Annotated in this window: 9 protein-coding genes; all 9 read right to left on the reverse strand. The window is 43.7% G+C overall.

Annotated features, from left to right (window positions below):
* Nucleotides 1-9: 9 nt before the first annotated feature.
* The 9 genes from MKX68_RS25720 to MKX68_RS25760 all read right to left on the reverse strand — a co-directional run bounded on the left by MKX68_RS25720 (nucleotide 10) and on the right by MKX68_RS25760 (nucleotide 14,941).
* Nucleotides 10-2,241, reverse strand: coding sequence for an FAD-dependent oxidoreductase (locus MKX68_RS25720; protein ID WP_340914596.1), 2,232 nt, complete (start codon nucleotides 2,239-2,241; stop codon nucleotides 10-12).
* Between the two features lie 96 nt (nucleotides 2,242-2,337).
* Complete coding sequence (locus MKX68_RS25725) at nucleotides 2,338-3,948, reverse strand: response regulator transcription factor (protein WP_340914597.1); 1,611 nt, start codon at nucleotides 3,946-3,948, stop codon at nucleotides 2,338-2,340.
* Complete coding sequence (locus MKX68_RS25730; RefSeq protein ID WP_340914598.1) at nucleotides 3,948-5,687, reverse strand: sensor histidine kinase; 1,740 nt, start codon at nucleotides 5,685-5,687, stop codon at nucleotides 3,948-3,950. The genes MKX68_RS25725 and MKX68_RS25730 overlap by 1 nt, the downstream gene beginning before the upstream one ends.
* A gap of 93 nt (nucleotides 5,688-5,780) precedes the next feature.
* Nucleotides 5,781-7,367, reverse strand: coding sequence for an extracellular solute-binding protein (locus tag MKX68_RS25735; protein ID WP_340914599.1), 1,587 nt, complete (start codon nucleotides 7,365-7,367; stop codon nucleotides 5,781-5,783).
* Nucleotides 7,368-7,432: 65 nt separating this feature from the next.
* Nucleotides 7,433-8,302: a carbohydrate ABC transporter permease gene (locus MKX68_RS25740; RefSeq protein ID WP_340914600.1), complete on the reverse strand. Its 870-nt coding sequence runs from the start codon at nucleotides 8,300-8,302 to the stop codon at nucleotides 7,433-7,435.
* Nucleotides 8,303-8,315: 13 nt separating this feature from the next.
* Entirely contained in the window at nucleotides 8,316-9,263 is a 948-nt protein-coding gene (locus MKX68_RS25745) for an ABC transporter permease (protein ID WP_340914601.1), read from the reverse strand.
* Nucleotides 9,264-9,461: 198 nt separating this feature from the next.
* Nucleotides 9,462-10,217, reverse strand: coding sequence for a class I SAM-dependent methyltransferase (locus MKX68_RS25750; RefSeq protein WP_340914602.1), 756 nt, complete (start codon nucleotides 10,215-10,217; stop codon nucleotides 9,462-9,464).
* Between the two features lie 20 nt (nucleotides 10,218-10,237).
* Nucleotides 10,238-12,523 (reverse strand): accessory Sec system translocase SecA2, encoded by a 2,286-nt coding sequence (gene secA2 / locus MKX68_RS25755; RefSeq protein ID WP_340914603.1) that lies wholly within the window; start codon nucleotides 12,521-12,523, stop codon nucleotides 10,238-10,240.
* A gap of 117 nt (nucleotides 12,524-12,640) precedes the next feature.
* Entirely contained in the window at nucleotides 12,641-14,941 is a 2,301-nt protein-coding gene (locus tag MKX68_RS25760) for a stalk domain-containing protein (protein WP_338586843.1), read from the reverse strand.
* Nucleotides 14,942-15,020: the final 79 nt, after the last annotated feature.

A 15,020-nucleotide genomic window follows, 5' to 3' on the forward strand; every position in this document is an offset into this window, starting at 1 on the left:
CACCCGCCCTCACTTAGCGTTTTTAGAAGCAAAAAGTTTTACAGCAAACACTTCATAATATGGCGAACTATACGTTGCACAGAAATCAAACCGGATTTGAGTTACACCTTTTGCAAACACCTGATGTTTGTTCAACGAAAGATAATTCCCACGGACTTTAATTTCGCTTTCGGTTCCGTCTTCTAAGATTAAGGTCACATCATAATCTTGAATCAACGACTCGATTGGATCGTCGAAATGCTCCAAATTCAGCTGCGAATTGAAAACAAGATGGATTTCATCCAGATTTTTGGGGCTTGCAAAACCAAATTCCAACCATTCCTTTCCTTCCGTACGTTCCGAAATCCAGCTGTTCGGCAAACCATAAGGTCTGGAAAAACCGTTGACGACATTTGCGGGATTATACATATCCTGGGATGGTATCAGGTCTTTGAAGCAAATGCTCTTATTAAGTTTCTTCAGCTTGGCTGGCTCTTCCGGTCTATAAAGGAAGCTAACCGCTCCCGTCAATTTCTCTTCATTGCTGTGTACAGTGAGGTCCGCCGTACCTTCCAATACGATGTAGATTTTGTCGTCTTCTGGTTTCTTACAGCTGAGGTCCAGTGTAATCCAGTCATCGTGACCCGCTGAAATCACCAAGTTGTAGCCCTTCAGCTCGCTGGTGGGAATATAGTTTTCCTTCCGATCACCGCCATACAGCTTCAGTTGCAACGTTTCCGAATGCTCGGATCTATTTTTAATTTTGATCTGCACGCTTTCAACCAGAGATGTCTGGATCGGCAAGACCAAACATAACGCTTTGTCTAAGGACACCTCTTCGGTTGGATGAAGTTGTTCATAGCTTCGCTGCGACGAGGCACGAATCGTTAAGCCGTCTGCGAAATAAGGATCTAACGGCTCTTGAAGCCCTACAATCGTTTGCCCGTCTCGAAGCAGCTGCGCCTGAAGCTCATCCATATGGGCTCTGACGATGTCCGCAGGGTCTGTATCATATTTTACGCATAACGCAGCAGCCGTTCCTACCGCCTGCCCCATACAACCACAGGTTGCCATGACCCGTGTGGACCCAAAAGCCACATGGGTAGCGCTTATATTACGGCCAGCGAACATCAGATTAGGAATATTGCGTGAAAATAAGCTGCGGAAAGGGATGTTATACAATCCCGGCACATAATTCCACGCGGTAGCCGGACCCTCATCGTAGATGCCTTTATTCGCATGCAGATCCATATACCAGCCTCCGACGGATACCGCATCTTCGAAATGAGGCTTTGCTGTAAGATCGTTTTGAGACAGCATGTGTTCACCTATAAACCGTCTCGACTCTCGCTTTCCCGGGATCGGGCATACATAATCCAGGATGAGATGGTCTACATCATCAAACTCACCGCTATTTTTGATATAATCCCAGATCCCGTACACCAATTTCCGCAGTTCCAATGCGATGTCTTCATTATTCTTGATAATATCCATATGTCCGCCGTATTCCAGCCACCACAATCCGCCAAGCCCGTTGATTTTCCTTGGAAAAGATCGATGGTTTAATCCTTTTCTGATACTATCAAAAAAGTCTAACTTCGTAATATCATACGCAAAGCCAGGCCTTTTGTAAGGAACGGAATAGTTTACGTCACGGGCTTGGAACAGAATCGTATCACCCATGGTATAATGATCCGCCACTTCTGGAGCCAGATCCTCCTTGTATTCATGCTTCGCTTCTCTTCCCCATCGGAAGTGAGCACCTGCTTGATATCCAACAATTCCATCGCCGGAGCAATCAATATAGGTTGGGCTTTCAAAACGAAATTTTCTTTCGGAAGCTAATTGAAGGCCCTCCACCCATTGAATTCTGCCGTTCTCCATGCCCGTTTCATGCACACATGTATTCAGAAAGAGAGAAATGTTGGGCTCATCATAAACCATGTCAAGCAAGACCGTATCCGAAAGTGAAAGCATAAGTTTTTTGTTGTATAACGGATTATAATGAAAGATCTTCAGCTTGAGTTCTTCCACCAATCCGCCTTCGCGAGCATAATAGGATGGACTGTTTCCGAGATATGCCGACCCGTTGATATGAACTCTGACCTCGCTGCTCGCATTTCCACCCAGAACCGGCCGATCATTGATAAGTGAAACCTGTAGCCCTTGGCGTGCGGCAGCAATGGCAGCACATATCCCGGCAATTCCTCCACCTATGACGGTTACATCTGCTTTCATAAGTTCCATTTGGATAACCTCCATGATTAGATACTCCTATCATGGTAATGGTTTTGGTCCGTTTTTTTTTACAGGATTTCGCGAAAAAATCATACATTTTTTGCATCCTTAGTTGGATTCCTACCGTGTCATTTTGATCCGGTATTGCTTAGGAGTATCCCCCGTATATTCTTTAAAAAGTTTGCAAAAGTAACCTTCATTGACGATACCTACTTCCTCGCACAATTCCAATAAAGAATAATCCTTCACATTTAACAACTCGAGAGCGAGATGGATTTTTTTACGGTTGATGTAGCTGATTACGCCTTCGTTCATTGTTTTTTTGAATAAGCTGCTAAAATACGATGGCGCTAAATTCACTTCCTCCGCAATGGCCTCCAACGTTAAACGTTGTTTCAAGTTTGTCTCTATATAATGCATTGCACTCATAATTTCTGCACGATGTAACAGTTGGCCCGCATGCACGTATTCGAATGTGAAGTCGCCAATATAGGCGAGCTGCTCCTGAAAAGCCATAAATTCCATAGGGAAGTCTGGAACTTCCGTGGCCATTTTATTCCCCGATTTAAACTTTACGGTAATGTCTCTGTACAAGTCTCTAATCATTGGCGCCATGATCGACTTGTGGATTTTGTGGTCCGAAACAAATTGCGACAGTTCGGCAAGTGCATTGTCCAGCTCTTCCTTGGAAATCTTTCGTTTCAGCCGTATAAGAAAATCAGCCAGCTTCTGCTGAAATTCTGCTTTTTTGTCATTATGGTACTGGAACCGATGCATCGGTGTTTTTACGACTTTTTCGGTATGATAATAGAAATCCTCACTCACATTTTTAGCTTCTGTATACGCCTGTTTGATCGATTCCCAGCCTCGGTGTGGACCACCAAAAGCGACAGATACCCTTTTATTCAAATATTGATGCAAATGAGAGATGATCTGCCCTCCCAAGGATAGGCAAGCATATTCCGTTTCCATATCACTGCGGTTATTTTCCCAGGATAAAAAGCCAATAAAACAATTATCGGACAGATCTGCAGCTACGCCGCTGCCACCACTCATCACCGTTTCTTCGATGATATTTGTAATCGCATACTTCAAGATGTTTTGATCTGCGGCCGCGTATTCGTTGCGGAAACTTTCATACGTATTCATCTCAACGATGAAGCAGCAATAGTTGGCTTGAAAGAAATGAAACTGCATGCGATTGGCAAAATCCGATGCCCGATGAGAAGGAATTTCACCTCGGATCAATTCGTTAAAAAATTGCTTGCGGACTCTATATTTATTTTCAAGTACGGATACGTTTAACGAGTGAAACTCTGCCTCTTTTTTCTCAAACTCATTTAAAATTCCGGCTGCCTTATCCAACGCTCGATTCAAATCAGCTTCCCGCAGCGGAACCTTTACAATGTACTCCAATACGTTGGCTTGAATCGCTCGTTGAGCGTATTCGAAGGATGAATAGGCGGTCAAAAGTATGTATTGGGTATGGGGAAGCTCCGCCTTGAGCTGCTCAATCATGGAGATGCCATCCATTCGCGGCATTACGATATCGGATATGACGATATCCGGTTTAAGTTTTATGATCTCCTCGATCCCATTCAGCCCATTATTCGCTTTGCCCACCAGAACAAATCGTTTATCCCTATGGGAGAGCTCACTAAAAAACAGTTCCAATCGTTGAATGATCAGGTCTTCATCGTCAACAATGAAGCAGGTATAGTCTTTCCCCATTATGCATCTCCTTTTGGCAATTCTGCCGGGAATAAAGCACGTATACGGGTTATTTCCTTAGGTATGCTAATGATATCCAGCCCGAATTGATCTCCGTAGTGGAGTCTTATTCGCCCATGAATATTATTCAGCCCGATTCTTTTTCTTTTTACTTCCTCTTCACTCGGTTCTGAGATTAAAATATGCTTTATTTTATCAGCCGGAATTCCCTCACCTTGGTCAACAACTTCAATGATGACGATGCCATCCTCCCTGTAGGCATGAATCGTAATAGGGCCCTCAATTGCCCCACCGTTGTAACCATGGAAGATACTATTCTCCACAAGAGGCTGCAGCAGCATTCGGAAAACCGGAAAATCCATTAACCCTGCTTCGATATCTTCAATCAAATTGAAGTTTCGGTTATACCGAATGTTCTGGATCTCGATATAGTCCGCTACATTGCGTAGTTCCTGACGTAAGGAAACCTTCTCAGATGCATCGTCTATCCCATACTCCAATAATGAAATGAGTGACCCGATCACTACATCTACTTTCTCTATTTGCCCGAGACGTATCACATTGCTGATTGAACCAAGCGTGTTATACAGAAAATGTGGGTTTATTTGAGACTGTAACACCTGGATTTCCAGCTTCCGCTCAAGTTCATTATGAAGCTCGGCTCGGCGAATCAGTTCAACAATCTGCTGAAGCATACGATCGAATGCTCGTGAAAGATCACCAAACTCATCGTTTCGATTAATCGTTATTGTCGTTGTGAGGATACCTTGTTCCACCTGCTTCATTTTTGTTTTGAGCGTATAGAGTGGTTTTCTTATATATTTGGCAACCAAAAAAGAAATGAACAAACTTAAGAGAAGACCTGCAGCGAGAAGCTCGATATAATAGGTTTCCAATCTGGACAATGCTGCTTTCAAGCGTGATTCATCGTTGATCGAGATGATGGTCCAGTTGAATTTCTCCGTTGGTTTTTTCAAAAGGGAGACCGGAGTACCATCGTTGGTATACAGTTGAAGGTTTGTTTCTGTTGTATCCAGAATTTCTTCCGCTGACGTCTCTCCGATCGAAAAAGAATGATCTTGAATATTCAGAGGTCCTTTATTTTCAGAAAATCCGGCAATGATCTTACCTGACGCAGTGATCAGAGCCAGATTCATTTGTTCCTGTTTATTAATCTTGAACAAGGTTTCTTCAATGGCATTTAGATCCAAATCAACCGCAATGGCCATAGGAAACGGAGCACCGTTCAGATATCGAACCATCGTAACGGTCCAGCCGGAATACTTCGATTTGTAAGGTTCACTAACAAAGGTAGTCCTTCTATTCTTGTCAGCCGCATCAAATAAAGGTGCTCTTTCAGATAAAGGTTCATCGAATATTCGAGTAGGTGTACTTCCACCCAGAATGGATAAATCGTTTTTGATCAAATAAATATTACTGACATAAATACTGTTGAGTTCATACAGCTCTCTTAATTGCTTTTTAATCACTTCGGTATTGTTAATGTTGGCTTTCACTGATGTTTCAACTGAGAAGAGAATCGTCTGGAAGGAGGAAAAATTAACGGTGAAATACTGGTCTACCTTGTCTAATATTTGATTGGTGTAAAAAATGTCATTGGTTCTTATTTCCTTTTGCACATAGCGATAAGACAATTGGCTTATCAAGATGATGCAGCCTAATACAAAGGCAAACACAATTAAAAATAATTTTAAAGGCAAGCTGATTCTTCTTCGCATTGATCATCTTCCTTTTAGTTCCGTTTTAAACTAAGAATAGCATATGCTAATAAAGAGAGGGGCTACGAATAGCCACTCTCTCTTCGCTTATTTTTACTTGATAAGGCCGGCTTCTTTAAATTGCTGGATTGCTGTTTCCTTATATTTCTGCATGTCAAACTTGGTATCCAGCGTCTGGAGGAAATTGTCCCAGTTGGAAAGAGGCTCTTTGCCCGTCATAAATTTAACCAAGCTTTCATTAATGAAACGTGTGCGGTCAGCATCCAAGGTATCGCTTGGGTCAGGGGTCAATAAATTTCCGGGCAGTGTTGGCCCGACATATTGCTGATTGTTCTTGAAAGCTTCCGCCGTCTTCGGATTCTGGAAACTGAAGTACTCCGCATCATCACCACGGCGTGGCATTCTATAATGATCGACCCATAGGTACTTCTCTTTCATTTCCTTTGATAACTCGGAGGTTTTATTCTTGATCTTGCCGTCTACGACATCCCAATGAATGCCTTTAATTCCGTATGCAAAGTTTGGATAAGCTTCTTCATCCGTAAAGAGATAATTTAGCATGGACAAGATCCGAATGATTTTGTCCTCGTCCGCTTTTGCGGATATGGCCCATGAATTGCCCTGGAATGATTTTCTCTCTACAATTTGATCCCCGTAAGGACCTTTCATCGGAGGGATGACAATCCATTCCGGAACTTCTCCACTAATTTCTTTCATTTTCTGTTGATAATCCGGTTCCAGTCTACGAGCATCTCTGATCATAAAGCCAACTTTACCCTTAAACATCTTTTGGTCCAACAGATCAGGCGAATTCATCGTCACCCAGTCTGGGTCAACCACCTTGGCTGCCATCATTTTATTAATGTAAGCAAGTGCCTCTTTCATTTTGGGATCGATAAACAGGAATACCGGTTCATTATCTTTTATCTCAACGGCCGAAGGAGGATTAACGCCAAACATCCACATCAAGCTATCAAAGCCGTAGGTTTGCAGATTACCTTCTTTATTCATACCGCCAATGAATCCGTACGTATCATTTTTGCCATTACCGTCCGGATCTTTCTCTGTAAAGGCTTTCATAACTTCGAACAACTCGTCAGGTGTCGTTGGTACCTCCATATTTAGCTTTTTCAGCCAATCGTTACGGATGAAGAAGCTTCGACTGATACCGTTTACATTATCATAACCTGGAACTCCAATGGTTTTTCCTTGATAGGACATTGCCTCCCATGAGTCGGTGCCAAATCGTTTCTGTAGTTCAGGGAATTGGTCCATATACGGTGTCAAATCCGCAAGAACACCTTGGTCGTAATATTGCGCGAGATCAGCACGACTTTTCAAGAAGAGCAAGTCTGGAATATCCCCGCCTGCAATGAGTGTATTCAGTTTGGTTGTTGCTTGACCCGCTTGAGGAATCATCATATCCAAGTCGATGTTCATCTCTTCTTCCAACATTTGGCGTTGAATATCTTCATCACGTGGAGGTACCGGAGCAGCAGCATTAAAAGTACCTTGGTTAAACATTGAGATTTTCATTTTGTTTGCAAACTGGCCAGACTGGCCTTGCGAATTACCCGAAGTTGTCGATGTAATTTCTTCATTTCCCCCACATCCTGACAATAGCGTTCCAAGCCCTAAAATTGCCGACAGAATAGCAAATGAAATCTTTTTACGCTGCATATTGACCTCTCCTTTGCTTGTATATTATCACGGTTTCCCCGTAATAAGTTAGGTTGGAACACTTTTTAACCTTTAACGGATCCCAGGAGTACACCTTTGGTAAAATGCTTTTGCAAAAATGGATAAACGATTAATATCGGGACTGTAGTTACAACAACTGTAGCCATCTGCACAGCGAACGTACTGACAGCCCCGGAATTGGCGAGCGAATCAGCGCTTTGAGTTGCAACGTTAAGCAGGATGTTGCGCAAAATCACTTGAAGTGGCATGTAATTGGAATCATTGATATATACAATGGCATCAAAATAACTGTTCCAATGCCCGACTGCGTAAAATAAAGAAATGGTGGACAGTACGGGTAAGGATAAGGGTAAAATGATCCGCCATAACGTCTGAAGCTCACTCGCACCGTCTACCCTCGCTGATTCCTCGATTTCACCAGGTAATTGCTCAAAAAAACCTTTGATGATCACCAGATTAAATGCACTAATGAGATTTGGAATGATCAATACCCACGGACTGTTTAACAATCCCAAGGAACGAATTAGTAAATAAGTCGGAATTAACCCCCCACTGAACATCATGGTAAACACAATGAAGAGTAAAAACGGACTTCTTCCGGGCAAATATTTTTTGGATAACGGATATGCCGCGATTACTGTAAAAAACACATTTAACGCAGTGCCTACAATCGTTCGAAACAACGTAATTTTATACGCCTGCCAGATCCCGTGAGAAACGAATACTTCTTTATAGGCCAGAAAGGTAAAGGATTCGGGTATGATCACAATCCCTCTTCTTAATACTTCCGATTCTGGCGTTACGGAGACAGCAACCACATATAGGAAGGGCAGCACGCATAGTAGGGATAACAAAATAAGCATCACATAAACGGCGGTTTGCCAGACTTTTTCCCCGATTGTCATATGAATCATTCTAAAGACCACCTCACCAAATTTGCCCATCGAATTTTTTGGCGAGCTTGTTCGCTGCCAACACTAAAGCAAATCCGATGACAGCTTTAAACAACCCTACAGCAGTAGCCAAGCCAATCTTGAGACGCTCCAACCCTTCCCGGTATACCCATGTGTCGATAATGTCGATCTTCTCCTGGTTAAAGGTGTTGGCAAACATGAATATTTGGTCAAAACCCGCATCCAGGATATGGCTTAATTTAAGAATCAGCATCAGAATAATGACGCCACGAATACCGGGTAACGTTATATGCCATAGCTGTCTCCATTTGGATGCCCCATCCATTCGAGCCGCTTCATATAAGCTTGGATCGATTCCTGCCAAGGCGGCAAGGTACAATATTGCTCCCCATCCAATATCCTTCCATACTTCAGATAAGATGATCAGCAATCTGCCCCAGGCAGGTTCCGTTAGAAACGAGATGGGTTCAAAACCAAAATCTTTCATAATCATGTTAAAGAGACCATCGCCTGGGGCTAGTAATGCGACCATAATTCCATAAACAATGACCCATGACAGAAAATGAGGTAAATAAGTGATTGTCTGCACGATTTTCTTAAACCATTGGCTATACACTTCATTGAGGAGTAAAGCAAGTACGATGGGCGCGGAGAAACCAAACAATAGCTTATACAGCGATATGATGATCGTATTTTTCATGATGTCCCAGAAATATACGCCGTTCATAAAATCCGTAAAATTTTTGAATCCCACCCAAGGGCTATCCCATAGCCCCAAAGCCAGGTTATAGTTTTTAAAAGCAATCATAATTCCCGCCATAGGAATGTATTTGAATACCGCAAAGTAAATTAAGGCTGGTAATAAGAGAGCATACATCACTTTATACTTTTGGATCGTCCTTATCCATGTCTTTCGCTTTTTGGAGATGGGAATGGCGTCCGCTGCCAACTTTGCTTGCATTTCATCACCTCGTCTTTGTTTGTATTTGTATAATAGCACCCGCCTATCGGATAAATTTCTGAAATATCAAGAATTTCTTATAAGATTTTAAGGAAGTGTGCCTGGCTCGTTCCAACAGCTAATCCCGTCAGGTGAGACAAGAACTGTTCTACTAAAATAAAAAAAAGCCGCTATAATAGCGACTTTCAAATGCTGTATTTATACTTCTCCCCAAAAAATCTCAGTTTCATAATCGAATTCAACAAGACCATTTTGATTATTCTTATCAAATAAATTCCGTAGTTCTGTCATCATTGGATCGTAATTTGCATGCCCGGGTACAGGGCTGTAAGAAGATGATAACAACCGGCCCTTCAATCCCTCGAAATCGAACTCCTGACTCATTTTGAATCGCATTTCATGCATTGAACCTTCCTTGAAAAAAGAGAGCAATATCGCCTGAGAAATATTTTTATGATTAACTTTTTCGTAGTCGGTTCCATATGTATGGAGCAGTTGATTGTACTCTTCACGAAATGGAGTACCGTTAGTAAGACGTGAATTCCAGATGAGTATTACTCTCCCACCTGGCCGCAGAATTCTGCGAAACTCGATTTGGGCTGCAGAGCGATCGAACCAGTGAAATGCCTGAGCGCAGACAATAAAATCAACCGACTGATCAGGTAATCCAGTAGATTCTGCGGAACCTGCTATACTCTGGAATTGCGGATTACTTTCTAACATTTGCTCGGCGGCCTCCCGCATTGCCTGATTTGGCTCGACTGCGGCTACATAACTTCCGCGTTCCAGAAGTAGTTTTGAGATGATGCCAGTACCTGAACCGATGTCTGCTATATTACTGTTCACATGTAAACCAACGACGTCGTACAAATGGTCAATAGCCTCTTTTGGATAACTCGGGCGGTATTTCAAATACGAATCGACCCGGCTCGAAAACCGTTCTCTATTGTTCATCGATTGTCACGCTCCCATTACTATTTTGACATCCTATATACTGGCTTCAGTAACAGCTTCAAAATCTTACTGCCCCAAAAAGCAAATACCGTCGTTCCGGTCCATGAGCTGCGCTTATCTTGGCTGTATTGATCGTTGATCATATAAGTCCGAGTCGAAATAGGACTCTTCAGACCGAACTGTTCCCATTTCTCGGGATCATTCGAACCTCCGAGTTTTCTAAGCATATTCGCCGATTCATGATCTATTTTAGCCGGAATTTGCTCGAATGCTTGGGTGATTTGCCTATGAAACTCGTCGATCGGGTTGCGACTGGTAATGCTCTCGAGATGAATGCTTTCGCGAATGTAAGAAACGAATGCCAGATGGTCAGCCCAGAACTCGTCGATATAAAAAAGCCGTACCCGCTGCTCCGATGGGCTCATCGGTCTCTCGCCTTTCAATATTCCGAGCCGTTCCTCGTATAGAATTCGCCTCTGATCCTCCACCATATCCGAATAACAGTTCAATTCCCGCTGAATATCGAAGTTTTGGCCTATAATAACGCGCTGAATGTGCTCGATTTTGCTGTGGAGCGCCGGATCATCAAGAACCTCGTCCTGATTGGGAGCGCGAAACAGTTTATGAATGCCAAACCGAAGCATCAACTCGTCTTCCAGGCTAATATAAAATACGGAAGCTCCAGGGTCACCTTGGCGGCCGCAACGTCCGCGCAGCTGGTCATCAATCCGCATACTTTCGTTCACATATGTACCTATTACGTATAATCCGCCAAGCTTGGCAATTACTTCTGCCTGCGCGGGGTTGCCGCCACCGAGACGAATATCGACGCCGCGTCCTGCCATATTCGTAGATACCGTTACTGCCCCGATTTCTCCGGCTTTAGCGATGATTTTGGCTTCTTTTGCATCGTTTTTTGCATTCAGAACCTGGCAAGGTACACCGGTAACCGCCAGCGCCTCCGCCAGTATGTCAGACTCCTCAACGCTTGAGGTACCAATAAGAATGGGGCGTCCCTCATTATGGACGGAAGAGATTTGTTGTACAAGTGCCTTATATTTGGCTTCTTTATGGGTGTAAATTCGATGCTTGTGGTCAATCCGTATGTTTGGCTGGTTTGGCGGTATTTGCACGACCTGTAACGCATAGATATCCTCAAATTCCATTGCTGAAGCGTGCGCCGTAGCCGTCATTCCGCAAATTCCCGAATACAGGCTAATAAAGTGCTGAATCGTGATCGTGCCGAGAATTCTACCACCGGCCTTCCACTGCAACCCTTCTTTTGCCACCAGCGCAGCTTGCAGGCCGTCCGGCAAATATCTGTTCTCGGCCACACGGCCGGTGTGTTCTTCGATTAGCTCAATTACACCGTCCCGGACGATATAATCGACGTCTTTTTTTAATAACGATTCCACATGCAGCGCACAATTCAATGACGTTAACCAATGACTGTTATGGCTATCGTACAAATTGCCGCATCCCAGCAGCAACTCCGCTTTTGCAGCACCCGCTTCATTCAAGTAAACGTTCCGCTGGAACTCGTCAAAATCGTAATGCTCTCCTGGCTGCAGCTGCCGGGCTACTTCTGCGAAAAGATTGCCATCACTCTTGGAAGCACTCGAATCGCCACTAATGACTAGCGGCACCCGCGCTTCATCAAGAAGCAATGAATCTGCTTCGTCGACGATGACGTAATGGAAAGGACGATGCACGGTATCAGCTTCATTGAATGTTATTGTGTCGCGCAAATAATCGAACCCTGCTTCTTTAGCTGTAACATAGGTTATGTCCTTCGCGTAAGCTTCCCGTTTCTCGAACAGGCTCATGCCCGCTTGAACCGAGCTTACCGTTAACCCGAGGAAGCGATAGATCGGTCCCATCCACGCTGCATCTCGATTTGCCAAGTAGTCGTTAAAAGTAAGCACATGAACGCCTTTGCCTGTCAAAGCATTGAGATAAACAGGCATAACAGCAGAGAGTGTTTTTCCTTCACCGGTATGCTGCTCGATCAAAAATCTCTCGTGCAAAGCAATCGCAGCCATAATTTGCACATCGTAAGGCTGTAATCCGAGTGTTCTCTTCGCAACCTCGCAGACTAGAGCATAAGCATCAACAAGCAGCTCATCCAAAGGCGTGCCTGATCTTGCTTCTTCTTGCAGCCGAAGGGATTCCGCTTGCAGGTGCTGATCATCCCAAACTTCCAAATTCCGTTTCCTGATAAGCCCCACTCTGTCTCGATAATCTTTCAACAAACGCCGGGTATCCCGCTCTTTGAATTCACGTATCAACTTGACGACTACATTCATCGGAAGTTGATTCCTCCTTAGTAGAAATAAGTAGTGAAAAGAAAAGACTCCATACGGAGTCTTTTCTGTCGATGATTAACGCGCCACTCAAACTATTCGTTATAAGAGACAACTAGATTACTTCTCCGATGGGAGTGGTGTAAAGAGCAGATTCACCGGCAGGTTGCTTCCTGGTGCGGCAGAGAATAGAATGGTTACGCTCTCTCCAGTTGAACCGGTGCGGTAAAGCACGCTTTGTTCACTTGAATTGGCAACCGCAACGTTACCTTCGGCAATTGATACCAACTGATTGTTCACCAGAGCTACTCCGGAGTACTTCCCTCCACGAGGGTTAAAGGAGATAAGTGTACGCGGTGCAACATTGGTCAGCGTGATTTTGTACAATACGCCGAAATTACCCGCATTGGATGCGTCTGTGTAAGCCATCGGATCTGTTCCTACCAGATTGGGATCGCTTGAATTGTCACCAAGTGGCAGACGGGCAGGTTTGATTCCCACGTGCTCATCGTACTTTATAATGCGAGTCGCATTCGGGTACGTACCACGGTTGTGTACTCCGTCACGATCAAGCACAGGTAACAATGGCAGAGCCTCAAACGGATCTTTATTTTCTTCCACCAGGATAACGTTATAGTCTAGGGAATAATCACTATAAGCGTCCGAATAGAGAGAAATGACTTGTCCTTCTTTCATTGGCGTTTTATTAAGTTCTGTCAAAATCAGTTTGCTTTCCCCAGGTTGAAGGTACTCTTTCTTTTGATCCGCTCCAGTCTGAATCGACTTGAACCATTTATCAATAGACAATTTCCCAGCTACGGTAGCATACGGTGTAGGGCCAGCAAAGCCCATATTCTGTTGTTCAAATACTGCCGGATTTGGATTGTTATTGGTTGCAATCACATACATTTTTACTCTTTTGCCTGTATTGTTCACGTGGTGAATCATGAAACGGGTCTGCCCCGAAGATGATTCTTTATATACAATACCTTCCGTATTCACAGTTTCCGGACTGTTACTGCGGATCAGCAAACTTGGCTCATCCATGTACGTATACGGGACTTTCTCCATCGTAGTCACTTCGCCGCCGTTAAAGGTGAATTTCTGTCCTACCGGCGTGAAAAGTAAATTGAAGTCGGTAAATGAATATAAGGTCTCATTCGTTATGGTAATGACTTTGGAATACGTGTTCGTAGCGCCGTGATTGTCAGTAACCGTAAGTGTCACCGTTTTTGGACCCGGTTCAAAGAACGCAAGTGAATTGTTCTCCCATACTGCTTTAACAATATTATTTTCATCATCTGTGCTTTGGTCTGTGTATGTTATTTTTTCGCCCATTTTATATTGTTCTTTATCCGTGGCGAACATAGCTACAGGAGGAAGATTAGGAGCTAAAACTTCAATCGTAGTTGAATAGGGATCACTCCATTGACCATTGGAATCCTGTACTTGATATGAAATCGTATATGTACCTGCTTGATCGAATGAATCCTGGCGCCCTGTCCAGCGTTCGTCAACGATATCCATTCCATTAGGTGAACTGGAAGAAGTCACGTAGTCCACTTGATCTCCCACAAAGATCTCCTTTTGGGAAATGGTAAAGCTTGCAACAGGTTTTGTATTCAGATTCAACACAACCGTTTTAGCCGACTGATTCACTTTATAGGTGATGTTCAGAGCTTGAGTAATGGAAGTTAACGGCACCATGAACGTATTTTTTTGCTGATACGCAGGGCCTTTCATCGTTCTGGTCTCTCCATTTACCGTATAGTCTTTGCTGTTCGTCTTGAATCGGAGTTCATCGTCACCACTAATAATGATGGTTTCCTTGGTTTTGTTATCGTATTTGACGCCGTATCCTACACGGTCAACCAGTGCACGAATTGCAACATAGGATACACCGTTTTTTACAGCCATTGGCTGGCCCGCAAGATACGTTTTTCCATCTTGCTCCATTTTGTTGCTATTCATGTACAACGTCAGATTCCCACCTGCTACTGCAGGAGACGTCCCATCAACGGATGGTTGCTCTATCTGAGCAGGCGTAGCTGGCGTTTCAACCTTCTCAGGGGTTCCCTCTTGAACTACAGGTTTTGTACCCGTTTCATTAGTAGTGGTCTCTCCCCCATCCAATGCAGGTTTCTCGCTATCTGTTTTAGGTGTTGCCTCAGTGCCGGTTGAGGTTTGAGTGTCCTTGGCTTCAGTGGGCGGAGTAGTGATAGATTTGTTATTGCTCTCCGTCTTCACTTCACGCTCTGCAATCGGCTGCTCTTGCTTTAACACCTCAACTGATTCTACATTGGCCGTGTTTACTGACGCGGTGTCACCTTGTGGTGCTGATTGCGCATTCACAGAACCAACTGCAAATGCTTGAAAAACAGCTAAAGCGGTAAAAATGGATAATTTCTTCTTCATATTCATGCGTTGTCTTTGGCTCCTTCTACTCTCTAGTCATTTATTTAGATCCCCTCTAAAAGTCATAGTATTAGACGCTAGATTT

Source organism: Paenibacillus sp. FSL M8-0212 (assembly GCF_038004645.1).
Classification (GTDB): domain Bacteria; phylum Bacillota; class Bacilli; order Paenibacillales; family Paenibacillaceae; genus Paenibacillus.